Origin of the sequence: Neotabrizicola sp. VNH66 (genome assembly GCF_049445895.1) — a bacterium.
Taxonomy (GTDB): domain Bacteria; phylum Pseudomonadota; class Alphaproteobacteria; order Rhodobacterales; family Rhodobacteraceae; genus Pseudogemmobacter.
This window is the reverse complement of sequence record NZ_JBMSDW010000007.1, coordinates 53,099-77,775: the sequence shown is the minus strand read 5'-3', so window position 1 is coordinate 77,775 and position 24,677 is coordinate 53,099. Positions and strand designations below refer to the sequence as shown.

Genomic DNA, 24,677 nt, shown 5'->3' with positions numbered 1-24,677 from the left:
CCCATGGCTGGCCCTTCCGCCCTCCCGACCATCGTTCCGCTGCCGGATTACACGGCTGAGCGCACCGCCCATATCGCACGCCTTTTGCAGGGCGCGGTGGATCTGCACTGCCATTCCGGCCCCGCCGCCATGCCGCGGATCATCAGCCATGCGCAGGCCATGCGCGAGGCGGATGAGGCCGGTTTCGACGTGCTCCTCTACAAAGATCACTATTACAGCGGGATGAACCACGTCACCGTTCTGGACGAGGTGTTCCCGGACAAGAACGTCCGTCTGATGTCCGGCATCGCGCTGAACAATGCCGAAGGCGGGATCAACCCCTTCGCGGTGGACCATTGCATCGCCACCGGCGGGCAGATCGTCTGGATGCCCACCTTCTCGGCCACCAACCACATCGAGGCCTATGCGGCCAAAAGCTTTCCGAAGACCGCGCGGCCGATGCTGCCGCCGGTGGGGCTGTCGGCGGTTGACGCGAACGGGCGGCTGACCGACGATACGCTGAAGGTGATCGACCTGATCGCCGCCGGAAACATCATCCTGTCGGGCGGCCACCTGCCGGTGGGTGAATTGCATCTGCTGTTCGACGAGGCGAAAAAGCGCGGCGTGCAGAAGATGATGGTCAACCACCCGACCTATCTGATCGGCTGCTCGGACGAAGATATCCGGCAGATGGTGGCGCAGGATGTCTATATGGAGCATTCGATCTGCATGTTCATCGAAAGCCGGGTGAAACAGCATGACACCGCCGATCTGGTGCATCTGATCAACGTGGCCGGGCCGGATCATACGATCCTCGGCTCTGACCTCGGGCTGACGCAGGCGCCGAAGCCGGTCGATGGCTACCGGATGGTCGTGTCGGACCTGATCGACGCGGGCGTGACGGATGAGGTGATCCGCCAGATCACCGCCACCTCGGCCAAGACCCTGTTGGCCAAGGGGGCCTGAGCCATGGCAGCCCCGGCCAAGAAGGTCATCATCACCTGCGCCGTCACGGGCGGCATCCACACCCCGTCCATGTCGCCGCATCTGCCGGTGACGGCGGCCGAGATTGCCGAGGCCGCCATCGGCGCGGCCGAGGCCGGGGCGGCGATCATCCACCTGCACGCCCGCAACCCCGAAGACGGCCGCCCGGACCAGACACCGGCCCTGTTCGAGCCGTTTCTGAAGATCATCCGCCAGCGCAGCGACGCCGTGCTGAACCTGACGACCGGCGGCGCGCCTACCATGACGGTGGAGGAACGGATGCAGCCCGTGGCGCATTTCGCGCCCGAGGTCGCCTCGCTGAACATGGGGTCGATGAACTTTGGCCTCTACCCGATGCTGGCGCGGTTCAAGGACTTCCGCCACGACTGGGAACCCGCCTATCTGGAATCCACCCGCGACCGGGTGTTCAAGAACACCTTCGCCGATATCGAAACCATCCTGCGGATCGGCGCCGACAACGGCACAAGGTTCGAGGTGGAATGCTATGACATCGGCCACCTCTACACGCTGGCCCATTTCGCCGACCGCGGGCTGATCAAGCCGCCGTTCTTCGTGCAGTCGGTCTTTGGCATTCTGGGCGGCATCGGCACCCACCCCGAGGATGTGGCCCATATGCGCCGCACGGCCGACCGGCTGTTCGGCACCGATTACCACTGGTCCGTTCTGGGTGCGGGGCGGATGCAGCTGCCCATCGTCACCATGGCCGCGGCCATGGGCGGCAATGTCCGCGTGGGGCTGGAGGATTCGCTCTGGGGCGGGCCGGGGCGGCTGGCGGAAAGCAATGCCGAACAGGTTACCCGGGTGCGCGGCATTCTGGAAGGTCTGGGCCTTCAGGTCGCCACCCCGGCCGAGGCACGGGAGATGCTGGCCCTGAAGGGCGGCGATCAGGTGAATTTCTGAGGCGATGATGACAGATCCGAAGACGGTGCTGATCGTCACCGCCCACCCCGAGCCCACGTCCTTCAACCATGCCCTGTCGGCCCGCGCCATCGCGGCACTGGAAGGCGCGGGCCACCGCGTCCTGCATTCGGACTTGTATGCCGAAGGCTTCAACGCCGAGGGCGGTCGGGGCGATTTCACCGATACGGCCGATCCGGCCCGGTTCCACTACCAGTCGGAACAGACCCATGCCTGCCGCACCGGCAGCTTTGCCCCCGACATTGCCCGTGAACAGGCGCGGCTGTTGCAGGCGGATCTGCTGATCCTGCAGTTCCCGCTGTGGTGGGGCGGCCCGCCCGCCATCCTGAAGGGGTGGATCGACCGGGTGCTGGCCTATGGTTTCGCCTATGTGGACGGCGCGCGGTTCGACACCGGCCTCTTCGCCGGGCGCCGTGCGGCGCTCTCGGTGACCACCGGCGGCACGCCCGCGCGGTTCTCGGACGAGGGCGTCTATGGCCCGATCGAAACCGTCCTCTGGCCGGTGCGGCGGCTGGCGCTGGAATATATGGGCTTCACGGTCGAGCCGCCCTTCGTCAGCTACGGCGCGCCCCGCATCGGTGACGACGCCCGCGCTGCACTGCTGGACGACTGGGCCGCCCGGGTCGTGGACCTGGCCGCCCTGCCCACCGACCGCAACCGCCGCCCCGAAGACCCGCTGGCCCTGGTGCCCGAGGGCGCATGGTCGCGCGCATGATCCCCTGCCCCGAGGTTTCGCTGCGGTTGGAGGGCCGCGCCGGGCGCATCACCCTGACCCGGCCCAAGGCGCTGAACGCGCTGACCCACGCCATGTCCCTGGCGATAGAATCCGCGCTGGACCTGTGGCGCGACGATCCGGCGGTGGAGCTGGTCATGATCGATGCCGCGGGCGACCGGGCCTTCTGCGCAGGCGGCGATGTGGCCGCGGTCTGGCGCGCGGGCATGGCCGGAAACCCGCAGGCGGGCCGCGATTTCTGGCGGGACGAATACCGGATGAACGCCAAGCTGGCGGAATATCCGAAACCGGTCATCGCGCTGATGCAGGGCTTTGTCATGGGCGGCGGCGTGGGTCTGGCCTGCCATGTTGCGCATCGCATCGTCGATGACAGCGTACAGATGGCCATGCCCGAGGCGGGGATCGGCCTGATCCCCGATGTGGGCGGCACGCTGCTGCTGGCCCGCGCGCCCGCCGGACTGGGTCTCTGGCTGGGGCTGACGGCCGACCGCATGGGTCCCGGTGATGCCATTGCCGCGGGCTTTGCCGATCATCTGATCCCGCGGCAGGACTGGCCCGCCCTGACCGCCGCCCTGTGCCGCGGCGATCTGTCGATGATCACGGCAATGGCCCGCCCGGCGGGGGAAACCCCGCTTCTGGACCTGTGCCGCCGGATTGCGCCCGCGCTGGACGCCCCGGATGTGGCAGGCATTCTGGCCGGGATCGCCGCCTGCCCGGAAGACCGGGCACAGGTGGGCGCCGCAGCGATGCGCCGGAACTCTCCACTGTCGATGGCGGCCACGCTGGCGCTGATCCGCGCCCTGCCTGCTGACGCCGATATCCGCACCGCGCTGCGCGCCGAATACCGTTTCACCTTCCGCGCCGCCCAGCCGGGGCTGACCGATTTTCACGAAGGCGTCCGCGCCCAGCTGATCGACAAGGACCGCCAGCCAAACTGGCGCCCGGTGCCCGATGCAACCGAGGTGGCGGCGCTTCTGGCCGATCTGGGAGAGGATGAGCTGATCTTCAGCCGCTAACGCGGCAGTGGATGCCCCGTCGCGCCCATGACGGGCGCAGCCCGCCGGTGAAGCTCTGCCGCCAGCGCGGCGGTCAGCGCATCCTGCCCCGCCCGCGCCAGCAGCGTAAGGCTGCCGGGCCGCCCGTCTGCCCGCGGCCCGGTGGGCACGGCAATCCCGCACAGATCCAGCAGGTTGACGAAATTCGTATAGGTGCCCAGACGGCTGTTCGGCCCGATGGGGTCCGCCTCCAGATCGGCCAAGGTGTAAAAGGTGGGGATCGTCGGCACCGCCAGCAGGTCGAGCCCGGCCATGGCGGTCTCTGCCACCCGCTTCAGCGCGGCCAGACGGTAGATGCCGCGAAATGCATCCGCCGCCGAAAGCCGGTCCGCCGTGCCGATGATCTGCGCCGTCACCGGATGGAACGCCCCGGGATTGGCGCGGAAGAGCGGCTCCACCGCCGCCATCCGCTCAGCCACCCAGGCGCCTTCATAGAGCATCCGCGCCACGTCATAGAACGGGGTGAAATCCACCTCCTGCACCGTAGCGCCCCCGTCGCGCAGCCCCTGCACCGCCGCGGCAAAGGCAGCGGCCTGCGCAGAATCGCCGAAGAACTCGATGCTGGCCGCATCGGGAATGCCGATCCGCAGCCCGCCCGAGACCGGCGCCAGAACCGGCGCGGGCATCGCGCGCGACCACGGATCCGCATCGTCATAGGCCGCCGCCGCCCGGAACGCCGTCCACGCGTCCCCCACTGTCAGCGCAAAGATGGAAATCGTGTCCAGCGTCCGGCAGGCCGGCACCATGCCGCTGCCCGACAGCGCCCCGAGCGAGGGCTTCAGCCCGACGATATTGTTCAGCGCGGCAGGCACCCGCCCCGAACCCGCCGTGTCGGTGCCCAGCGAAAAGCTGACCAGCCCCCGCGCCACCGCCACGCCCGATCCGCTGGACGACCCACCCGGCACGATCTGCGGGTCCAGAGCATTCCGCGGCACCCCATAGGGCGACCGCACCCCCACCAGCCCGGTGGCGAACTGGTCCAGATTGGTCTTGCCGATCCAGATCGCCCCCGCCGCGCGCAGCCGCGCCACCACAAAGGCATCCGCCGCGGCGCAATAGGCAAAGGCCGGGCAGGCCGCGGTCGTCGGCACAGCGCCCACGTCGATATTGTCCTTCACCGCGAAGGGCACCCCCCACAAGGGATAGGCCACGGGGTCAAAGGGCGGCAGATCGGCCGCCTCCGCCGCTGCCTCCGCCGCGGGGCGCAGATGCAGGAAAATGGCCGGATCATCGGCGGCGCGGATGCGGGCGAAGACCTCCTCCATCACCGACGATGGCGCCGTGCCCGCGGCATAGGCGGTATGAAGGGCGCCGATATCAAAGGACAGCGCGGCAAGCGGGGTCTTGGTCATGGCTTCTCTCAAATCTCCGGCGCGCCGTTGTCCGGCAGGAATTCCACCGGCCGGTTCCACTGGATCAGCACGGTGCAGCCCGGCCCGGACCAGACCGCATGCGCTGTGCCCTCGGGGTTCAGGATCAGCGACCCGGCCGGATAATCGCCGCGCTCGTCGCTCTGCACACCTTCCAGCACCAGAATGGTCTCCATCCCCGGATGCCGGTGCCGCGGCACGCCCGCACCGGGGGCATAGCGCAACAGCGCGACACCGGGCGCCCCTTCCAGAAGCGGGCAGATTTCCACCCCGTCGCGGAAGGGCAGAAAGGCGCGCTCCCGCCAGTTCTGCAAAAGGTTCGGAACATGCAGCGGATCAGCCATGCAGCGCATCCAGAATTTCGGCGGTGCGGGCGGTCCAGCCGACAATCGCCCCCTGCGCCCGGATCATGGCCAAAGTCGCGGCCTTGAAGTCGGGGAAATAGCTTTCCGTCGAATCCTCGGCCAGCAGACAGCTGAACCCCCGGTCATTTGCCTCGCGCATGGTGGTCTGGACGCAAACCTCGGTGGTGACCCCGGCAAAGATCAGCGTCTTCACCCCCAGCCGGGCCAGATCCTCAGACAAGGAGGTGGCGTAGAACGCGCCCTTCCCCGGCTTGTCCAGCACGATCTCTCCGGGCAGCGGCGCCAGCTCGGGCACGATATCGGCACCCGGCTCTCCGGCGATCAGCACCCGCCCCATCGGCCCAAGATCGCCAATCCGCAGCGCGGGACTGCCCCGGTCGCGCTTCGCGGGCGGCAGGTCCGACAGGTCCGGCCGGTGACATTCGCGGGTGTGAATCACCGGCACCCCCGCCGCCCGTGCCCCCGCGATCAGCGCGGCCACCGTCGGAATGATCGCCTGAAGCCGGGTGACATCGTTGCCAAGCGACGCACCGAACCCGCCCGGCTCGACAAAATCGCGTTGCATGTCGATGACGATCACCGCCGTCATTGCCGGATCCAGATCAAAGGCAAAGGGCAGCGCACCCGCAATCAAACCCATCACACTACCCCTTTCATCTGTTCATAAATATCCCGGGGGAGTCCGCCAGAGGCGGACGGGGGCAGCGCCCCCGCGGCAACGGCACCCATCAGGCATGCCCTCCCATATGGTGCCCGATCTCGGCAAGGTTCGCTTCTGCGGCTGCCACCTCATAGCCGATCCGCCCCTCGCTCATCACCAGAATGCGGTCGGACAATTCCATGATCTCGTCCAGATCCTCGCTCATCAACAGGACCGCGGCGCCCGCATTGCGGGCTGCCACGATCCGGGCGCGGATCTCGGCCACGGCAGCGAAATCCAACCCGAAACAGGGGTTCGAGATGATCAGGAGCCGCACCTCCCCGGTCAGTTCGCGGGCCAGAACCGCGCGCTGGACATTACCGCCCGACAGCGCCGCAATCGGCCCCTCCGGCTCAGCCGCCTTGACCTTGAAGGCAGCGATCAGCTCGCGCCCGCGCCGTTTCATTCCGGCGGGGTCCAGCCAGAACCGCCCGCCCGTGCCGCTGCGGTCGAAATCGCGGAAAGCGATGTTGTCGGTGACGCTCATCCGGGCCGCGCAGGCGTTCTTCAGGGGTTCCTCGGGCAGGTAGCGCACGGCATGGGCCTGCGCCTCTCCCCTCGTGGCGCGGTAGGGCTGGCCTTCCACCCGGATTTCACCGCTGCGAAAGGGGCGCTGGCCGGTCAGCACCTCCATCAGCTCCATCTGCCCGTTGCCCGAGATTCCGGCGATCCCGGCAATCTCACCGGCGCGGACGACAAGGCCGTCGATGGCAATCTCCTTCAGGCCGGACCGGTCGGTGGCGCGAATACCTGTCAGCTCCAGCACCGGGGCGCCGGGGGTGCCGTGGCGTTCCACCGGCCGCACCTCTTTCTCGGCGCCGATCATCATGGCGGCCATCTGCTCGTGGGTCAGATCGGCCACCCGGCCCTGCCCCACCAGCCGCCCGCGCCGCAGGACTGAGACGTCGTCGGCAAAGGCCGTCACTTCGCGGAATTTGTGGGTGATCATCAGGACCGAGATTTCGCCCGCGCTGCACAACCCGCGGACATGGCCCAGCACCTCATCCGCCTCATCCGGGGTCAGGACGCTGGTCGGTTCGTCCAGGATGACGAAACGGCTGCCCAGATACAGCTGCTTCAGGATCTCCAGCTTCTGCTTTTCGCCCGCGGCCAGACGGTTCACCGGCTGATCCAGCGGCACCCGGAACGGCATGGCGGCCATGAACGCCTCCAGCGCGGCGCGTTCGCGGGTCCAGTCGATGATCCCGGGCGCATCGGCGCGGCTGATCACCAGATTCTCAGCCACGGTCAGCGAGGGGACCAGCGTGAAATGCTGGTAGACCATCCCCATCCCAAGCGCGCGGGCATCGCGGGGATCGGCGATCACCGCCTCGCGCCCGCCGATCAGCAGTTGGCCCTGCGTGGCGTGGTAGAACCCCATGATGCATTTCACCAGCGTGGACTTGCCCGCGCCATTCTCACCCAGAAGCGCATGGAACGTGCCCGGCGCCACGCGGATCGACACATCCTCCAACGCGGTGAAGCTGCCGAAGCGCATGGTCATGCCGATGGTCTCCACCTCCAGCGCCCCGGGGGGCAGGGGATCGGCGCCGATGCCGGCGACGGGGGGCTTCATGACAGCGCCTCAATAAGGCTGGCGCTGTCGCTGACGGCCCCGAACACGCCGCCCTGCATCTTCACCATGTTCAGCGCGGCGGCGTGGTTCGCCGGGTCGGTCGCACCACAGCAATCCGACAGGATCAGGCATTCGAAACCGCGGTCGTTCGCCTCTCGCATCGTGGTGGAAACGCAGACATCGGTGGTGATCCCGGTCAGGATCAGGTTGCGGATGCCCCGGGTGTTCAGGATCAGCTCTAGATCGGTCGCGCAAAACGACCCCTTGCCCGGTTTGTCGATGATCGCCTCGCCCGGCAGGGGGTAAAGTTCGGGGATGATGTCCCAGCCGGGTTCGCCGCGGATCAGGATCTTGCCACAGGGGCCGGGGTCGCCGATGCCCGCGCCGATCTGCTGGCTGCGCCAGCGCTTGTTCGGCGGCAGGTCGGCCAGATCGGGGCGGTGGCCTTCGCGGGTGTGAATGATGTGAAAGCCCTTTTCGCGCATCGCAGTCAGCACCGCCTTGATCGGGCCGATGGGGGCCTGCGTCAGGCTGAGGTCGTAGCCCATCATATCGACATAGCCGCCCTTGCCGCAGAAATCGGTCTGCATGTCGATGATGATCAGCGCGGTATTCTCGGGCCGCAGGTCGCCGTTCCAGGGCCAGGCATAGGGGGTGGAGTGAACCGTGGTCATCTGGCCCTCATTTCGTGATGGAAAGTTCACCCGGCGCGCCGGTCATGGCCCGCGTGGGGGAGGAGGTGGCGATCAGAACGCCCAGCGTCAGGACATAGGGTGCGGCATAGAACAGGTAATACCCTTGGGTAACGCCCACCGATTGCAGCGCCGGGCCAAGCGCGCCTGCCCCGCCGAACAACAGCGCCGCCCAGAAGCAGTTGACCGGCGACCAGCGCGCAAAGATCACCAGCGCCACCGCCATCAGCCCCTGCCCCGAGGAAATCCCCTCGTTCCAGCTGCCCGGGTAATAAAGCGAGAGATAGGCGCCCCCGACCCCGGCAAAGGCCCCGCCCACGGCGGTGGCGATGGTGCGGATCACCGCCGGGCGCAGGCCCATGGCACGGGCCGCATCGGTGCTGTCACCCACGACGCGCAGGATCAGCCCCGGCTTCGTCGACCGCAACACCCATGCGATGACAAGGGCAGAGACAATCCCGAGGAGGAACAGCACGTTCACATTCAGCGCCGCCTGCACCTGGGGCAGATCGCTCCACCAGCCCAAGGGGATGGCGGGCAGGTCGGGGGCCACCGGCTGGATGAAGGGCTTGCCGAAGTAAAACGCCAGACCGGTGCCCAGTAGCATCATGGCGATGCCGATGGCGATGTCGTTCACCCGTGGCATGGAGCAGATCAGCCCGTGGACCAGCCCGAAGACCGCCCCCGCGATGGCTGCGACCACAACGCCGGCCCAGGGGCTGCCGGTCAGGACGGCGGTGGCGTATCCGGCCATGGCGCCGAAGACCAGTGTGCCCTCCAGCCCCAGGTTGATGCGGCCCGACCGTTCGGTCAGAGTCTCGCCCAGCGAGACGAAGAGGATGGGGGTAGATACCCGGATCGCGCCGCCGATCACGGCAAGGGGCACGGCCCAGAGGCCAAGGTCATTGTCCATCTCAGCCCCCCTTGGGTTTGAAGATCGCCAGACGGCCATAGGCGGCGTCGGACATCAGGATCGCCATGAAGACGATGCCCTGCAGCACGGCCATGGTGGCATCGGGCAGGTCCATCCGCCGCTGCACAAGGCCCGAGGAGGCATCGAACCCCGCCAGAAGGATGGCCACGGGAATGATGGCCAGCGCATTGTGCCGCGCCAGAAAGGCGATCAGGATGCCGGTATAGCCATAGCCCGCGGCAAGGCTGGCATTGGCGGAACCGTGGATCGCCGCCACCTCGAAGAATCCGGCCAGCCCGGCAAAGGCCCCGCCCAAGGCGGTGAAGCCAAGGATCAGCTTGCCCACCGGCAGGCCCTGCACCTGCGCCGCGCGGACATTGCCCCCGGCGATGCGGGCGGCAAAGCCCCAAGTCGTGCGTTCGATCAGCACCCAGCACAGGATGCAGGCGAGGATACCGAAGGCCAGCCCCCAATGGACCGACAGGCCGGGCAGCATGCCCACCCGCAATGCCTCATCCAGCGGCGCGGTGGAGGGTTTGTTCAGGCTGGCGGGATCGCGCAGCGGACCTTCGACCAGATGGTTCATCAGCGCGATGGCGATGTAAGACAGAAGGAGGCTGGAGATTGTCTCGTTCACCCCGCGATAGTGGCGCAGCGCCCCGGCAAGGCCGATCCAGATCCCGCCCGCGACCATCGCGGCCAGCGCCATCAGCGGAATGCCGACCGGCCCGGGCATCCCCGCCAAGGGTAGCGCCATCGCCCCGGCGGCCACGCCGCCCAGCACGATGGCGCCTTCGCCGCCGATCACCACCAACCCCAGCCTTGCGGGCAGCGCCACGCACAAAGCCGCCATCAGCAGGGGCGCGGCGCGGCTGAGCGTGTTCTGCCATGAGAAGGCCGACCCGAACGCCCCCTGCCAAACATAGGCCAGAAAGGCGAAGGGCGACCTGCCTTGCGTCAGCAGGAACAGCCCGAAGACCGCCAACCCCGCCAGAAGCGCCAGCACGGGGATCGCCACCGGCTCGGCCCGGCGGAGCCATGCCCCGCCGCCGCCCGTCTGCACCATGGTTTCCGCAACCGCCATCGGCCCGGCCCTTACGAGGTGGAGCCGATGACGCCCTCGACAAGGTAGCCCATCCCCTCAAGCACCGGATCGGTCTCAAGGAAGGCCTGCCCTTCGGTGGCGACGACATTGCCGGCATTGTCCTTCAGCGGGCCCTTGATGACGCTGAAGCTGCCCTTCTCGATCTCGGCCTTCACGGCCTCGAACTGGGCGCGCCCGGCCTCGGGCACGGCGGGGCCAAGGGGGGACATCTTGATGAAGCCGTCTGCCAGACCGCCGCGGACGAAATTGGGGATCGGCGTTCCGGCCAGTGTGGCGGTGACCATGTCGGTATAGACCTTGGCCCAGTTCCATTCCGCCCCGGTCAGATATTTCTCCGGTGCCAGCGCGGATTGGTCAGCATGATAGCCGCAAACAAAGGCGCCGCGACCGGCCGCGGTTTCGACCACGACCTTCGGCCCGTCCACATGGCAGGTGATGACATCGCAGCCCGCATCCACCAGCGCATTCGTGGCCTCGGCCTCTTTCACCGCCAACGACCATTCGCCGGTGAAGATCACCTGACAGGTGATCGTCGGGTCCACCGCCCGCGCGCCCAGCAGGAAGGAGTTGATGTTCAGAAGGACCTGCGGAATGGGCTTGGCCGCCACAAAGCCGATCTTCTTGGTCTTCGACGCATGGCCCGCGGCGATGCCGTTCAGATACTGGCCCATGCCGACATAGCCGAAGTAGCTGCCCACATTCGTGGGATGCTTTCCTTCGGTCCACATGCCGCCGCAATGTTCGAACCGCACCTCGGGGTATTTGGCGGCCAGCGTCAGGATATGGGGGTCGAAATAGCCGAAGGAGGTTGGGAAGATCAGCCGCGCGCCATCGAAGTTGATCATGGATTCCATCGACTGTTGCACGTCGCTGGTCTCGGGGACGTTCTCTTCCTCGACCACGGTGACGCCTTCGATGGCCTTCACCGCCGCCGCACCAAGGGCGTGGGACTGGTTATAGCCGAAGTCGTCCCGCGGACCGACATAGATGAACCCCACGGTCAGCGCCCCCTGCGCCCGGGCGGACAGCGGCAGGCCGGACAGCGCCGCCATCCCGCCCAATGCCGCCGCACCGCGGAAAAGGCCACGCCGGGTCAGGGTGGGGCGGGTCAGGGTGGACGGGGACAGATCGGAACGGGCAAGGACAGGTCGGAAGTCGGTCATTCGGCGTCTCCATGTCAGGGGTCCGGGGGCGCTTTCCGGCTGTGCGACTCGCCCCGCTCGTCTCTCTGCGGTGCAGAATGAGGAATTGAACCGATGCTGTCTTGTGCTAACTTTGCAGCCAACCGCTGCAAGAAACGCACCACTTATGCACAGCCTGTCGCCGCATCAATTTATCGACGTCATTGCCCGTGCCGGGTCGATCCGCAAAGCGGCCGAGGCTTTGGCCATCACCTCCACCGCGCTGAACCGGCGGGTTCTGGCGCTGGAGGAGGAACTGGGCCTGCCGATCTTCGAACGGCTGCCGCGTGGGGTGCGGCTGTCCACCGCGGGCGAGCTGCTGGTCACCCATCTGCGCAACCAAGCCTCCGATTTCGAGCGGTTGCGCAGCCAGCTGGCCGATCTGGCGGGCGAACGGCGCGGGCATGTGGCGCTCGCCTGTTCGCAGGCGCTGCTGCCGTTCTTCATGCCGGAGCAGATCGGTCGCTACCGGCGCGACCATCCCGGCGTCAGCTTTGCCGTCCATCTGCGCGACCGTGCCGCGGCCGAGGCGGCGCTGGTCGAACATGCGGCCGACATCGCGCTGATCTTTGAACCGATCCGCCTGTCCGAGGTGCAGATCCTGTCCACCGTGCGGCAGACCATTCATGCGGTGATGGCGGCGGATCACCCCTTGGCCGGGAAAGAGGTGCTGCGCCTGCGCGATTGCGCGGCCTTTCCGGTCGGCCTGCCTACCGCGCAATATGGCGTGCGGCATCTGATTGACCTTGCACTTCAGCGCGTCTCGGTCCGGTTGCGGGTGGCGCTGGAATCCGACAATTTCGACTTCCTCCGCCGCTATCCCGCGCAGGAACAGCTGATCAGCTTCCAGATCCCCATTGGCCTGCCCGGCGGGGCCAGCGCCGAAGGCGTGATCTCTCGCCCGGTGGACACCCGCGATGTGCCCGAGGGGCGGCTTTATCTGTGCCAGCTGCGCGGCCGCACCCTGCCCGTGGCCGCGGCGAAATTCGCGGCACAGGTCGAAGGCGCGCTGGAAAGCCGGTTCGACGGTTAGGGGCTACAGGCTGTCGGGAATCGGCTGCCACGGGGCCGCAGGGTCGGGCCGGGTGAATTGCGGAATATGGGCCAAAGCCCGCACCAGCGCGGCATCGGGGCCTAGCCTCTCGCGCCAGTCATGCGCCTCGGTCAGGATGGTGCCGATGCCGACGACCTCGGCCCCGGCCTGCCGCACAAGGGCCAATGCGCCCGACAGGCTGCCGCCGGAGGCGACCACATCATCCACCACCACCGCCCGCTTTCCCGCCAGCAGGGGCAGCGCCTGACGGTCCAGCAAGAGCCGCTGTTCCCCCTTGGAGGTGATGGCGGTGATCTTCTGTTCCAGCGCATCGCCCAGATGAATCTTGGGCGATTTCTGCAACACGACATAGCGGTCCAGCCCAAGCGCCCGCGTCACCTCGATAGCGACCGGAATGCCCAAGGTCGCAGGCCCGACGATCACATCGGGGCGCAGGGGCGCGAGCACCTCGGCCAGTTTCGCGCCGATATGGGCGCCAAATTTCACCCCCAGATCGATGACCATCATCAACGAGATGGCGAAATCCGGCTTGATCGGCACGATGGGCAGGTCAAGCGCATAGCCCTGAACATCGACGGTCCAGATCTGGCGGTCAGCGGGGTCGGCCATCGGCGGCTCCTTCAGCGGGGGGAAAGGTCAGGCGAGGTTCGACCATCAGGCCCACCTCGCGCCATGTCGTGCGCTTGCGGCCAAGGTCAAAGCCATAGATCGCCAGCGAAAAGGATATGGCATGGGCCATGCGCACCGCCTGCACCAGCAACGGTACCCCGCGGGCCAGCGCGAAGCGCAGCCGGGTGACGAAGCCCACGTCGTCAATCTCCATCCCGCGGGCGCGCTGCGCATCGGCGATCCGCTCGAACTCATCCCGCAGCATGGGGATGATGCCGAAGGTCAGCGACAGCACCAGCGTCACCACCGGCGGCAGGCGCGCGGCGGAACAGGCGCCAAGAATGGAACCGGGGGAAGAGGTCTCCATCACGAAGAAGAACGCCGCGGTGGTGGTCACCAGCCGGGCCGCAGCACCCACGGCCACCGGCAGCGCCGCGGCGGGCGCCATGCCCTGCAGCCAGAGGTTCAGCACCCAGCTGGCCACGACCAGAAGCGTCAGAAGCCCCGCCCCCTTCAGATAGCCCCGCAGGCCCGGCACCCGCAGCACGACCAGCGCGGCAAGGCTGAGCAGCGCCAAGGGCAGGCCAAAACGCCAGTCGGGCACCAGCCATGCGATGGCCATGACCGCAAAGGCCCCGGCCAGCTTCACGAAGAAATTCAGTTCATGCAGGCCGGTCATGCGGGGGCTTTCTGCAATCCGGCGGGCAGGTCCCAGCCAAGCGCGGCAAAGGCGGGCGAGGACCAGCCCGCATCGACCGGCCCGTCATAGGCGATGCCGCCGCCGCCCACGATCACCAGCCGGGTGGCAATGTCATCGGCCAGCTCCAGATCATGGGTGATCACCATGACCGCGCGGCCCGTGTCGCGCATAGTGGTGATGAAGCTTTCCAGCAGCGCCCGGCCACGCAGGTCACGGGCCAGAAGCGGCTCATCCACGATGGCGACAGGCGCGCCCGCGGCATCGGCGCAGGCCAGACCCAGCTGGCCCTGCTGGCGGGCGGAGAGGGCAAAGGGGTTCGCTTCCTCCATCCCGGCCAAATCGTAGCGGGCCAGAATTTCGGATGCGCGGACGCGCAGGGCGGGATCGGCCCCGCCGGTGCGGGCGGTCATGGCGAACAGCATCTCATCCGCCAGCGTCAGGTTGAACAGGATCTGCCGCATGTTCTGCGGCACATAGGCGATGCGGCGGGCGCGGCGGGCGGTGGTCCAGCCCTCGGCCGCGGTGCCTTCGATGGCAATACGCCCGGCGGCCACCGGCAAAAGGCCCAGCAGCGCCTTGAAGAGCGTGGTCTTCCCCGCCCCGTTGCGGCCCAGAACGGCGACCGTCTCTCCCGCCTGCAAGGACAGCGCCACGTCGCGCAGCACCGGCGTTCCGTCCGGGCGCGCGAGCCGTGTGGTCAGCCCGTCTATCCGCAAAAGCTCCGCCCCCTTTGTGGCCATGGAGCGGCTGCGACGGTCCGGGAACGGCGGCAGCAGCCCCGCCTCGCGCCAGCGCTGCGGTTCCTGCATCAGGCCCGCCGCAGGTTCTGCAGGTGGCAGGTGCCTGCCGGACAGAAGCGCGATCCGGTCCACCGCGCCCGCAAAGGCGGCGGCGTCCTGATCGGCGATCAGAACGGCAGTCTCGGGCCCCAGATCGGTGGTCAGCACGCCCCGCAGCCGCGCCCGCGCCTCTGGGTCCAGCCCGGTGGTCGGTTCGTCCAGGACCAACGCCTGCGGCCCGGCGGCCAGTGCCGCGGCAATGGCGACCATCCGCCGTTCCCCGCCCGACAACGTCAGCACCCGTCGCCCGGCCAGATGGGTCAGTTGCAGCCGGGTCAGCACCGCCGCGACCCGCGCACGGACCTGCACCCGCGGGAGCGCCCGGTTCTCCAGCGGGAAGGCGACGATATCCTCCACCCCCAGGTCCCAAAGCTGATCCTCGACATTCTGCGAGACATAGCCCAAGGCCGCGAAGAGGCGATCCTTCGGCAGATCGGCCAGCGGCACCCCGGCAAGCGACACCGAACCCGAGAACCCCGGGTTCGGCACCAGCCGCGGTATCACCCCGGTCGCGGCGGCCATCAGCGTGGTCTTGCCGCTGCCGGTCGCCCCGCAGACCAGCAAACTTTCGCCCGGCCCCACCTCGAATGTCGCGTCAAGGATCACGGGCTTTGACGGATCAAAGCCAAGGGTCAGTCGGTCGGCCTTCAGCATGGTCTTGGTCTTCTGTCCGGTCTCAGAACCGCTTGAACCCGGCGGGATGGGCGGCGGTCAGGATCTTGATGGCGGGCAGGATCAAGAGCGGCGTTCCGATGATCATGGGCACGATATCCGACAGGCCCAGATAGAGGACGGCCCACCAGAACGGGAAAATCCCCAGCCACGCCAGGCTGGCCGAAACAGCGGCGACCATGACCAGACCGACGAGGAGACAGACGACGGCGATCTTCACCAGAACCGGCGTGGTGATGGGCGTCTTCTTCGGGTCGAACATCAGGCCCGGCACAAGGCCCGTCAGCCCGACCATGATCCCGTCCACGATCAGCGAATGCGCGGGAATGAAGGTGCCCGCCAGCAGCGACCAGACGATGGTGCCCAGATAGCCGGTGATGAAGCCGCTTTTCGCGCCCAGCAGGATGCCGATCAACGGCGGCAGAAAGGCGAAGATACGCCACTGGATGACGCCCGGCACCAGCTGAATCGGGTTGGCATAGGCCCAAAGCACGCCTGTCGCCGCGGCGGCGACGATGGACAGAACAAGCGGGAACAGAGTGTTCCCGTCAGAGGCGGAGGTGGTGGTCTGCATGGTGATTGTCCCTGTTCCCTGAATGGACGGATGTTGCCTTGCGTGGCGGTACGGGTCCGGTTCCGGCCCCGGTCTTCTGCCCCGCCGCCGCCTCCCCGGCGCAGGGGTCTTTCCGGACCGGCCGCCACGGACCGGCCCGGAAAGGGATCAGCCCGCCGGTTCCGGCAGCTCCAGACTGTCGGGCAGGGGTTCAGCCCGGCCGCGGGTTATGCTGAACTGCGGGATATGGCCCAGCCGGTGCACCAGCGCGGCATCGCGGCCAAGCGCGTTGCGCCAGCCGCGCCCCTCGGTCAGGATGGTGCCCGCGGCCAGAACCTCGCCCCCGGCGCGGCGGACCAGCCGCATGGCGGCGGCCATGCTGGAGCCGGTGGCGATCACATCATCCACCACCACCACCCGGCGGCCCTGCAACCGCTCTATCGCCTGCCGGTCCAGAAGCAGGCGCTGCGGCCCGCGCGAGGTAACGGAGCGCACCTCCTCGACCAAAGCATCGGAGAGGTGGAATTTCGGCGATTTCTGCAGGATCACATATTGGTCCAGCCCAAGCGCGCGGCTGACCTCCATGGCCACGGGAATGCCAAGCGTGGCGCTGCCCACCACCACCTCTGGCGCCAGCGGTCGGAACATCTCGGCCAGTGCACGACCCGTGCGTTCAACGAACCGCAACCCGCGGTCGATGACCATCAGAAGCGCAATCGCCCCGCCGTCATCCGCCGCGAAAACCGGCAGATCGACGGATTCCCCCGCCACATCGACGGGCCAGACATAGGGCAGGATCGGCTGCATCGGCGCATTTCCGGGCAATTGCACAGGTTGCCCGCAGAAAACGCCGATCCGGCCCGGCTGACAAACGGTGAAAACTCGACATTGCGTTGCATAAAATTCAACGCTTTCCCGTATCCCTTGTTTGGAAAGGCCGACGGGTGAAACGGGTCTTCTTCTCGCGTTTCAGCAATTATCTCGATGAAATCGTGCGCCAGGGGTCGGTCCGCAAAGCCGCCGACAGTCTGCACATCTCAGCCTCGGCCATCGACAAGCAGCTGATCCGGGCCGAGGATGAGCTGGGCGTTTCCCTTTTCGAACGGTTGCCGCGGGGCATGCGGCTGACCTCGGCCGGCGAGGTGCTGATCCACAGGCTGCGCGGCTGGCACAAGGATCTGGCTTCGATCCGCCGCGAGATCGACGAATTACAGGGCCTCAGCCGGGGCGAGGTGCGCGTGGCCGCCCCGCAGGAAATCGCCTCCGGCCTGTTGCCGCAGGCGCTGGCCGCCTTCAGCCGCGACAATCCGCGGATCACCCTCCAGGCCACCGTGGCCGAGCCGGAGCGCATCCGTCAGATGGTGCTGGACGGGCAGGCGGATCTGGGCCTGACCTTCAGCCCGATGCCGCTGCCCGGGGTGACCGTGGCGCGCGAGATGGTGTTCCTGCCCCGCGCCGTGGTGCCCGAAGCCGAGGCGACGCCGGGCCAGATGCCGCTGGACCGCTTCTTTGCCCGGCCCACGGTGGTGCCCGATGCCAGCACCCATTTGCGCGACATCATGGATATTGCCGCCGCCCGGTCGAAGATCCGCCGCGCGCCGGTCCTGACCACGAACAGTCTGGAACTGATGCGCGCCATGGTCCGCGCGGGCACCGGCTATGGCATGGCCGCCGCGCAGCCGGATGCGCCGTTGCAGGGCGCAGAGGGACTGGCCTTCCTGCCTTTCCCGCGCGGGACGATGCCCGCCATGACGCTCTCGCTGATCACCGCCACCGACCGCACGCTGCCCGTCGCGGCCATTCTGGCCAAACGCAGCTTCGAGGCGGTGTTCGATACTCCGCCGGTGGCGTGACCCCAATACCGCTCAGAACAGATGTGTCACCTCGGGCGCGGCGACAAAGCGCCAGTTGCGGCGCGGGCCGGCCATCACATTCAGATAATAAAGCTCGAACCCGTGCGGGGCGCCACAGGGGTGATGGCCGCGCGGGACCAGCACCACGTCACCGTCGCGGACGGCCATCACCTCGTCCAGCGTGCCGTCGTCGGTGTAGACACGCTGAACCGCCCAGCCCCCGGCGGGGTTCAGGCGGTGGTAATAGGTTTCCTCCAGATAGGTGATGCGGGGGAAGTCGTCCTCGTCATGGCGGTGGCTGGGGTAGCTGGACCAGTTGCCCGCGGGGGTAAAGACCTCGGTCACCAGAAGGCTGTCGGCCACATCCTCGGCCTCCATGGCGATGTTGTTGATCCAGCGGGTGTTCGGCCCTTCGCCCCGCTGCGTCAGGGCAATGCCGTCGGGCCCGATCCGCCGTGCCGCATGGCCGCCGCCCTCTCCGGCGGTCTTGCCCGGGGCCGAACAGACGGCGATGACGCAATCCGTCTCGGCCATTGCACGCCAGCCCTGGGCGGGCGGCAGATACAGGCAATGCGGCGGCGTCTTTTCAAAGACATTCATCCTGTCGCCCAGAATGCCCCAATCCTGTCCGGCGGCGGTGACCGAGGCCTTGCCCTCGACCATCACCAGAATGACCTCGCGGTCGCCGGTCGCCTCCTCTGCCGTCTCGCCCGCCCGCAGCCGGTAGAGAGAGAAGCCGACATATCGCCAGCCCGCCGAAACGGGCGTGATCTCATGCACCTTGCCGGTGCGTCCAAAGGGTTTGCGCTGCAAGGGGCTCATCCGGCCCTCCCTTCATCTGTTCAGAAATATCCTCTTGGGTGCAGGGGGGGCAGACGGCCCCCCTGCGGCGGCGTCAGATCAGCCCCGCCTCGCGCGACAGCCGCTTCAGCGTGGCAAGGCCAAGGGTCTGATACAGCAGCGGGTTGCGCCGGTCGGGGTCCTGCTCCGCCTCGATCACGATCCAGCCGTCATAGCCCGCACTTTTCAAAATCCGCAGCAGCGGACCGAAGTCGATCTCGCCCTCCTGATCGCCCGGCACGGTGAAGGCCCCGGCCAGAACCCCCTGCAGAAAGGACATGTCCTCGGCCCGCACCCGGTCGCAGACCGCGCGGCGGATGTTCTTGGCATGGAAATGCGCGACACGATCCGCGTGACGGGTCAGCACGGCCACGGGATCGCCGCCCCCAAAGCGGCAATGCCCGGCATCGAACAGCAGATGCGTGGCAGGTCCGGTCGCCGCCATGAAGGCGTCGATCTCCTCCGGGCTTTCGACCACGGTGCCCATATGGTGGTGATAGGCCAGCGTGATGCCCTGCCCCGCCAGATAAGCGGCAAAGGCCTCCATCTTCGCGCCGAAAGCCGCCATTTCCGCCGCGCTCAGCCGGGGGCGGGCGTTCACCGGCACATCGGGGCTGCCATGCACCGTGTTCGAGCATTCGCAGACGATACAGACCTTGCTGCCGTTATGCTTCAGCTTGGCCAGATGGCCCTGCACCGCGGCAATCTCGTCTTCCACCGACTGCACCAGCAGGTTGGTCGAATACCAGCCCGAGATGAAAACCAGCCCGGAACCGGCCAGCAATGCCCGCAGCGCCTCCGGGTCGTCCTGCGGCCAGCGGTGGCCGTTCTCGATCCCGTCAAAGCCGATCTGCCGCCCCGCCTCGTCCAGAATGCGGGCGGTCGGAATATCGGCGCCGATGGAGGGATCGTCATCATTGGCCCAGGCAATGGGATTTGTGCCGAAGCGGATCATGGGGGAAGTCCTTGGGTTTTGCCGGGCAGGCCCGGAAGCGTCTTTCATACTGGTGCAAATATCCCGGGGGTGCGGGGGCTGGCCCCCGCCTCCGGCCTCAGTTGGTCAGCCGCACGGTGGCAGCCTGTTCGATGTAGCGCGCATAGGCGCGGGCCAGCCGGTCGGGCGTCCCGTCCGGGCCACCGGTTTCCGGCACCGCCACATCCCACCACTGGCCTGCGCCTTCCAACCCCGCGCCGGGGCCGGGCACGGCCGTGGTGTCGATGACGATGACCGTCGGTGTCATCCGGCCGCGTGCGGCACGGATCGCCTCCTGCAACGCGGGCAGGGACCCTGCCTTCACCGCATGCGCCCCCATGCTGGCCGCATGGGCGACATAGTCGATCTCGGGCTGCGCCTCGACGGTGCAATCCTTGTAGAGATTGTTGAACTCCACCCCGCCCGAGGCCTGCTGCAGCCGGTTGATGCAGCCATAACCCCGGTTGTCGGTCAGCACGACCGTGAAGGGTATGCGCCGCATGACCGCCGTGGCCAGTTCGGCATTGGCCATCATATAGCTGCCGTCGCCCACGAAGCAGATCACCTCGCGGTCGGGGCAGGCAAGCTTCAGGCCCATGGCCCCGGCAATTTCATATCCCATGCAGGAATAGCCGTATTCCATATGATAGCCGCCCTGCGACGGTTGCCACAACAGCTTCAGCGCGCCGGGCATGGTGCCCGCGGCGCACATGGCAATGGTCGCCTCCGTGCTGACCGCCTGCACCGCGCCGATCACCTGCGCATCGGTGGGCAGGTCGTCAGGCTGTGCCGGGGTCTGGCATTTGGCATCCACCGCGGAAAGCCAGGCCATGCGCGCCGCCGCATCGGGCCGTGCGCGGTAATCGCCGATCAGCCCGGACAGCCGCTCCAGCGCCACTTTCGCATCGGCCACCAGCGCCGTGGCCCCGTGCTTGGCCGCGTCATAGCCATGGATATTGACCGAAACCAGCCGTGCCTCCGGCGCGAACAACGTGCGCGATCCGGTGGTGAAATCCTGCAGCCGTGTGCCCACCCCGATCACCAGATCCGCCGCCCGCAGCGCCGCATTCGCCGCGGCGGAGCCGTCCACGCCCGCCGCGCCGAAGTTCATCTCATGCGCCTGCGCCAGTGCCGATTTTCCGGCCTGCGTCTCGGCCACGGGAATGCCGTGGCGGGTGGCGAAGTCGCCCAAGGTCGCCTCGGCCCCGGAATAGATCACCCCGCCGCCGCAGATGATGGCGGGCCGTGCGGCCCCGCGGATCAGCGCCGCCACCTCCTCCAGTTCGCGCAGATCGGGTTCTGGGCGGCGGATATGCCAGACCTTCGGCGCAAAGAACGCCTCGGGCCAGTCGAAGGCCTCGGCCTGCACATCCTGACAGAAGGCCAGACAGACCGGCCCGCAATCCGCCGGATCGGTCATCACCCGCAGCGCCCGGGGCAGCGCGGTCAAGAGCTGCTCGGGCCGCTGGATCCGGTCGTAATAGCGCACCACCGGGCGGAAGCAGTCGTTCGCGCTGACCGTGGCATCGTCAAAATCCTCGATCTGCTGGAGGACCGGATCGGGCCGGCGGCTGGCGAAGACATCGCCCGGCACGAAGAGGACCGGCAGCCGGTTCACATGGGCCAGCGCCGCCGCCGTCACCATATTCGTCGCCCCCGGCCCGATGGAGGAGGTCACCGCATGGGCCTGGCGCCGCGCCCGGCCCTTGGCGAAGGCAATCGCCGCATGGGCCATGGTCTGTTCGTTCTGCCCCCGCCACGTGGGGAAGGGCGCATTGCCGCAAAGCGAGCCGTGCTGGCCCTGCTGCAGGGCCTCGCCCAGACCGGCCACATTGCCGTGGCCGAAGATCGCCCACATCCCCTCGATGAACCGCCCCCCCTCGGGCGTCATCTGCACCGAGAGCCATTTCACCATCGCCTGTGCGGCGGTCAGCCGGATCGTTGCCATCTTACGCTCCCTTCACTGCGGCGCGGGCCGCATCCCAAAGCCCTGCCAACCGGGCAAAGCGCTCTGTCATCTGCGTTACCGCCTCGTCGTCACCGATGTCTCCGGCCAGCCAGCGCCGCGCGGCATCGCCAAAGATCGTTCGGCCGACGGCAAAGCCACGCACCAGCGGAAAGGCGGCGGCCACGTCGAAACTAGCGCGCAGCTCGGCCTCCGGCGCGTCCAGCCCCAGAACCACAATGCCCCGGGTGTGGGGGTCGTTCTCCTCAATGGCGGCAATGGCATTCTGCCAGCCCGCGGCGGTCTGCATCGGCTCCAGCTTCCACCAGTCGGGGTAGATGCCCGCAGCATAGAACTGGCGGATCAGCGTCGCCGTCGTGGTGTCATCGCAGGGGCCGACTTTCGAGGGGATGATTTCCAGCAGAAACTCCAGATCGTTGCGGCGGGCCGCTTCCCACAGCCGCCGCACTGTCTGTTCCTGCGCCGCCCGGGTCGCGGCATCGTCGTCCGGATGGCAGAAGCACAGCACCTTCACCACATCCTCGCGGGCCCAAGCCTCCAGCCCGCCGCAATCGGCGCCAAGCTCGGGTTCCAGCGTCAGAGGGCGCGAGCCCGGCCATTCACAGGGTCGCCCGATCCAGAGCCCGCTGCCAGAGGCAGCATGCAGCGCATCGCGCCCGATCCGGTTGTCGCAAAGGATGCCGTAGCCCTGCCGTCCGGCCTGCACCTGCCGCGCCGCGGTCAGGCACAGCTTCTTGAAGGCGCCACCTTTCGCAGGCGTGTAACCCGGCATCTCTTCCAGCTGCAGCCGGTGATCGAAGGCAAAGATCCGGTAGTCCGGCCAGTCCGGCAACCCGCGACGGGCACGGTTGGTGGACCAGTGGATCTGTTCCAGCGCCGCATCATTGCGCAGATCGGGGCGGATCACGCCGCGCGCAAGGAAGAACTCCAGTTCCTCAAGGCTGGGATAGGCCGGGGTACAGCCGTGGCGGCTGACCGCGAAGGCCCCGCAGGCATTGGCATATTCCAGGGCGCGCGGCCAGTCCTCGCCATCCAGCCAGCCCTTCATCAGACCGGAAAAGAACCCGTCCCCCGCACCAAGCACATTGAACACCTCGATCGGAAAGCCCGGGCCGGTCTGCCCGTCATCCAGCGCGTCCGGGATCGCACCATCGAACGCCACCGCCCCCTTTGCGCCGCGCTTGCAGACCAGCGTGGCCGCGGAAACCGCCCGCACCGCCCGCAGGGCCGCAATCGTATCGGTCGAGCCGCCGGCGATGTGGAATTCTTCCTCGGTGCCGACGATCAGATCGAAGAAATGCAGATGCGCCTGCAGCTTGGCCGTCACCGCCGCGCTTTCGACAAAGCGGCTTTCGCCGTCGCCATGGCCCGCCACGCCCCAGAGATTGGGGCGATAGTCGATGTCCAGCGCCGTCTTTGCCCCATGCGCCCGCGCCAGCCGCAGCGCCTTCAGCACCGCCGCCTCGGTCCGGGGGTGGGACAGATGGGTGCCGGTGGCCAGCACCGACCGGCTGTCAGCGATCAGCGCCTCGTCAACATCGTCTTCGCACAGGGCCATGTCCGCGCAATTCTCGCGGTAGAAGATCAGCGGGAACTGTTCCTGATCGCGGATGCCAAGGATCACCAGCGCGGTCAGCCGTGCCGGATCTGTGGTCACGCCGCGCACATCCACGCCTTCCCGGACCAGCTGTTCGCGGATGAAGCGGCCCATATGCTCATCCCCCACCCGGGTGATCAGCGCCGAACGCAGCCCCAGCCGCGCGGTGCCGCAGGCAATGTTGGTGGGGCTGCCGCCAATATACTTGCGGAACGAGCCCATGTCCTCCAGCCGGCCGCCCACCTGCGCGCCGTAAAGATCGACGCCCGCGCGGCCGATGGTGATAAGGTCCAGTCGTTTCATGGCGTCCTCACAACGTCACCGGGCGGCCGTCCGAGGCTGCCATGGCATGAATGATCCGTTCGATCTGCAGACCGGCGGCGAAATCCGGGCCAGTCACCGGCCCGCCCGCGATGGCGGCCAGCAGGTCACGTGCCTCAATCACCTTCTGCTCATTGAAGCCGAAGTTGTGCCCGGGCGCCGGGCAGAAGGCGGCGAAATCAGGCTGCTCCGGCCCGGTCAGATGGCGGGTGAACCCGGCCTCTCCGGCGCGGTGGACCCAAAGCTCGTTCATGTTCTCCTGATCGAAGACCAGCGTGCCAAGGGTGCCGTGCACCTCCCATTGCAGGCGGCATTTGCGGCCGCGGGCCACGCGCGAGGTGGCAAAAGACCCCTGCGCGCCGCTGGCAAAACGCAGGATCGCCAGCGCGCTGTCCTCATTTTCCACCGCGCGCGGCCCTTCGGGCGAGGGACGGGTGGCATGGGCAATGTCGGTGATCGCGGTGACTTCGGCCACCGGCCCCATCAGCGCGACCATCTGGCTGATCAGATGGCATCCAAGATCCCCCAGGGCGCCCAAACCGCCGCCCGCCAGCGTGTGCCGCCAGCTCCACGGCAGGTCCGGGTCGGCGGCGTAATCCTCGTCATAGACCCCGCGGAAGGCGCGGGGCGTGCCGATCTCTCCGGCCTGCACCATGCGCACCGCTGCCTGAAAGGCCGGGGAGCGCAGGTAGTTGTAGCCCAGCATCGTGGCCTGACCGGGACGGGCCGCGGCGGCATCCGCCATCGCCTGCGCGTCGGTCAGCGTCAGGGCCATCGGCTTTTCCAGCCAGACATGCTTGCCCGCGGCCAGCGCCGCCTCGGCCATTTCGCGATGGGTGCCATTCGGCGTGGTGATCGAGACGACATCCACCGCCGGATCATTCACCGCGGCGCGCCAGTCGCCGGTGGCGCGGGCAAAGCCGAACTGCTGCGCAAGGCCCTGCGCCTTGCTGTCCGGCAGGTCGCACAGAACCTCCAGCCGGGGATGCGCGCCACCGAAAGTGGCCGCCACGTTGCGCCAGGCCAGCGCATGGCATTTGCCCATAAAGCCGGTGCCGATCAGGGCGACGCCAAGCGGAGAGGAGGGAAGGATCTTCGTCATCGGATG

General features: G+C 67.6%; 24 protein-coding genes. 6 read left to right on the top strand and 18 right to left on the bottom strand.

The features are described from left to right. Positions 1 to 3: 3 nt before the first annotated feature. The 4 genes from ACO2Q5_RS11920 to ACO2Q5_RS11905 are packed head-to-tail and all read left to right on the top strand — an operon-like array spanning position 4 to position 3,651. Positions 4 to 945: a DUF6282 family protein gene (locus ACO2Q5_RS11920; protein WP_423291254.1), complete on the top strand. Its 942-nt coding sequence runs from the start codon at positions 4 to 6 to the stop codon at positions 943 to 945. Between the two features lie 3 nt (positions 946 to 948). Beyond that, positions 949 to 1,884 carry a 3-keto-5-aminohexanoate cleavage protein gene (locus ACO2Q5_RS11915; RefSeq protein ID WP_423291252.1) on the top strand — a complete coding sequence of 312 codons (936 nt, stop codon included), beginning with the start codon at positions 949 to 951 and terminating at the stop codon, positions 1,882 to 1,884. Positions 1,885 to 1,891: 7 nt separating this feature from the next. Then, positions 1,892 to 2,617, top strand: coding sequence for an NAD(P)H-dependent oxidoreductase (locus ACO2Q5_RS11910; RefSeq protein ID WP_423291250.1), 726 nt, complete (start codon positions 1,892 to 1,894; stop codon positions 2,615 to 2,617). Next, on the top strand, positions 2,602 to 3,651 hold the full coding sequence (locus ACO2Q5_RS11905; RefSeq protein ID WP_423291248.1) for an enoyl-CoA hydratase/isomerase family protein: 1,050 nt from the start codon (positions 2,602 to 2,604) through the stop codon (positions 3,649 to 3,651). The genes ACO2Q5_RS11910 and ACO2Q5_RS11905 overlap by 16 nt, the downstream gene beginning before the upstream one ends. Here ACO2Q5_RS11905 and atzF read toward each other — a convergent pair. From atzF to ACO2Q5_RS11865, 8 genes are all read right to left on the bottom strand, one after another. Then, positions 3,648 to 5,042 carry an allophanate hydrolase gene (atzF, locus tag ACO2Q5_RS11900; protein ID WP_423291246.1) on the bottom strand — a complete coding sequence of 465 codons (1,395 nt, stop codon included), beginning with the start codon at positions 5,040 to 5,042 and terminating at the stop codon, positions 3,648 to 3,650. The genes ACO2Q5_RS11905 and atzF overlap by 4 nt on opposite strands. An 8-nt stretch (positions 5,043 to 5,050) precedes the next feature. Continuing rightward, entirely contained in the window at positions 5,051 to 5,404 is a 354-nt protein-coding gene (locus ACO2Q5_RS11895; RefSeq protein WP_423291244.1) for a cupin domain-containing protein, read from the bottom strand. Continuing rightward, positions 5,397 to 6,065 (bottom strand): cysteine hydrolase family protein, encoded by a 669-nt coding sequence (locus tag ACO2Q5_RS11890; RefSeq protein ID WP_423291242.1) that lies wholly within the window; start codon positions 6,063 to 6,065, stop codon positions 5,397 to 5,399. The genes ACO2Q5_RS11895 and ACO2Q5_RS11890 overlap by 8 nt, the downstream gene beginning before the upstream one ends. An 88-nt stretch (positions 6,066 to 6,153) precedes the next feature. Beyond that, a complete protein-coding gene (locus ACO2Q5_RS11885; RefSeq protein ID WP_423291240.1) occupies positions 6,154 to 7,701 on the bottom strand; it encodes an ABC transporter ATP-binding protein in 1,548 nt (515 codons plus the stop codon). Beyond that, positions 7,698 to 8,375, bottom strand: coding sequence for a cysteine hydrolase family protein (locus ACO2Q5_RS11880; RefSeq protein WP_423291238.1), 678 nt, complete (start codon positions 8,373 to 8,375; stop codon positions 7,698 to 7,700). Before ACO2Q5_RS11880 ends, ACO2Q5_RS11885 begins: the two co-directional genes overlap by 4 nt. Positions 8,376 to 8,382: 7 nt before the next feature. Next, a complete protein-coding gene (locus ACO2Q5_RS11875) occupies positions 8,383 to 9,306 on the bottom strand; it encodes an ABC transporter permease (RefSeq protein ID WP_423291236.1) in 924 nt (307 codons plus the stop codon). A 1-nt stretch (position 9,307) separates the two neighbouring features. Further along, positions 9,308 to 10,390: an ABC transporter permease gene (locus tag ACO2Q5_RS11870; protein ID WP_423291234.1), complete on the bottom strand. Its 1,083-nt coding sequence runs from the start codon at positions 10,388 to 10,390 to the stop codon at positions 9,308 to 9,310. Positions 10,391 to 10,401: 11 nt separating this feature from the next. Beyond that, positions 10,402 to 11,574 (bottom strand): BMP family ABC transporter substrate-binding protein, encoded by a 1,173-nt coding sequence (locus ACO2Q5_RS11865; RefSeq protein WP_423291232.1) that lies wholly within the window; start codon positions 11,572 to 11,574, stop codon positions 10,402 to 10,404. Positions 11,575 to 11,719: 145 nt separating this feature from the next. Here ACO2Q5_RS11865 and ACO2Q5_RS11860 point away from each other — a divergent pair, with 145 nt between their 5' ends. Then, complete coding sequence (locus tag ACO2Q5_RS11860; RefSeq protein WP_423291230.1) at positions 11,720 to 12,625, top strand: LysR family transcriptional regulator; 906 nt, start codon at positions 11,720 to 11,722, stop codon at positions 12,623 to 12,625. Between the two features lie 3 nt (positions 12,626 to 12,628). Here the strand turns inward: ACO2Q5_RS11860 and ACO2Q5_RS11855 are convergent, their stop codons facing one another. The 5 genes from ACO2Q5_RS11855 to ACO2Q5_RS11835 all read right to left on the bottom strand — a co-directional run bounded on the left by ACO2Q5_RS11855 (position 12,629) and on the right by ACO2Q5_RS11835 (position 16,826). Beyond that, positions 12,629 to 13,255 carry a phosphoribosyltransferase family protein gene (locus ACO2Q5_RS11855; RefSeq protein WP_423291228.1) on the bottom strand — a complete coding sequence of 209 codons (627 nt, stop codon included), beginning with the start codon at positions 13,253 to 13,255 and terminating at the stop codon, positions 12,629 to 12,631. Then, the gene (locus ACO2Q5_RS11850; RefSeq protein ID WP_423291226.1) at positions 13,239 to 13,934 is read right to left on the bottom strand and encodes an energy-coupling factor transporter transmembrane component T family protein; all 696 of its coding nucleotides are present in this window, start codon (positions 13,932 to 13,934) and stop codon (positions 13,239 to 13,241) included. The genes ACO2Q5_RS11855 and ACO2Q5_RS11850 overlap by 17 nt, the downstream gene beginning before the upstream one ends. Beyond that, positions 13,931 to 15,448 carry an ABC transporter ATP-binding protein gene (locus ACO2Q5_RS11845; RefSeq protein WP_423291224.1) on the bottom strand — a complete coding sequence of 506 codons (1,518 nt, stop codon included), beginning with the start codon at positions 15,446 to 15,448 and terminating at the stop codon, positions 13,931 to 13,933. The genes ACO2Q5_RS11850 and ACO2Q5_RS11845 overlap by 4 nt, the downstream gene beginning before the upstream one ends. A 22-nt stretch (positions 15,449 to 15,470) precedes the next feature. Then, positions 15,471 to 16,040, bottom strand: a complete 570-nt coding sequence (locus tag ACO2Q5_RS11840; protein ID WP_423291222.1) for an aminotriazole resistance protein — start codon at positions 16,038 to 16,040, stop codon at positions 15,471 to 15,473. A gap of 147 nt (positions 16,041 to 16,187) precedes the next feature. Further along, positions 16,188 to 16,826, bottom strand: a complete 639-nt coding sequence (locus ACO2Q5_RS11835; RefSeq protein WP_423291220.1) for a phosphoribosyltransferase family protein — start codon at positions 16,824 to 16,826, stop codon at positions 16,188 to 16,190. A gap of 137 nt (positions 16,827 to 16,963) precedes the next feature. Here ACO2Q5_RS11835 and ACO2Q5_RS11830 point away from each other — a divergent pair, with 137 nt between their 5' ends. Next, on the top strand, positions 16,964 to 17,872 hold the full coding sequence (locus tag ACO2Q5_RS11830; RefSeq protein WP_423291218.1) for a LysR family transcriptional regulator: 909 nt from the start codon (positions 16,964 to 16,966) through the stop codon (positions 17,870 to 17,872). A gap of 12 nt (positions 17,873 to 17,884) precedes the next feature. Here ACO2Q5_RS11830 and iolB read toward each other — a convergent pair whose 3' ends face one another. From iolB to ACO2Q5_RS11805, 5 genes are all read right to left on the bottom strand, one after another. Continuing rightward, entirely contained in the window at positions 17,885 to 18,694 is an 810-nt protein-coding gene (iolB, locus tag ACO2Q5_RS11825; protein ID WP_423291216.1) for a 5-deoxy-glucuronate isomerase, read from the bottom strand. A 73-nt stretch (positions 18,695 to 18,767) separates the two neighbouring features. Then, positions 18,768 to 19,667 (bottom strand): myo-inosose-2 dehydratase, encoded by a 900-nt coding sequence (gene iolE, locus ACO2Q5_RS11820; protein ID WP_423291214.1) that lies wholly within the window; start codon positions 19,665 to 19,667, stop codon positions 18,768 to 18,770. Between the two features lie 97 nt (positions 19,668 to 19,764). Then, entirely contained in the window at positions 19,765 to 21,633 is a 1,869-nt protein-coding gene (iolD, locus tag ACO2Q5_RS11815; RefSeq protein WP_423291212.1) for a 3D-(3,5/4)-trihydroxycyclohexane-1,2-dione acylhydrolase (decyclizing), read from the bottom strand. Between the two features lies 1 nt (position 21,634). Continuing rightward, positions 21,635 to 23,551 (bottom strand): bifunctional 5-dehydro-2-deoxygluconokinase/5-dehydro-2-deoxyphosphogluconate aldolase, encoded by a 1,917-nt coding sequence (locus ACO2Q5_RS11810; RefSeq protein ID WP_423291210.1) that lies wholly within the window; start codon positions 23,549 to 23,551, stop codon positions 21,635 to 21,637. A 7-nt stretch (positions 23,552 to 23,558) separates the two neighbouring features. After that, positions 23,559 to 24,671, bottom strand: a complete 1,113-nt coding sequence (locus ACO2Q5_RS11805) for a Gfo/Idh/MocA family protein (RefSeq protein WP_423291208.1) — start codon at positions 24,669 to 24,671, stop codon at positions 23,559 to 23,561. Positions 24,672 to 24,677: the final 6 nt, after the last annotated feature.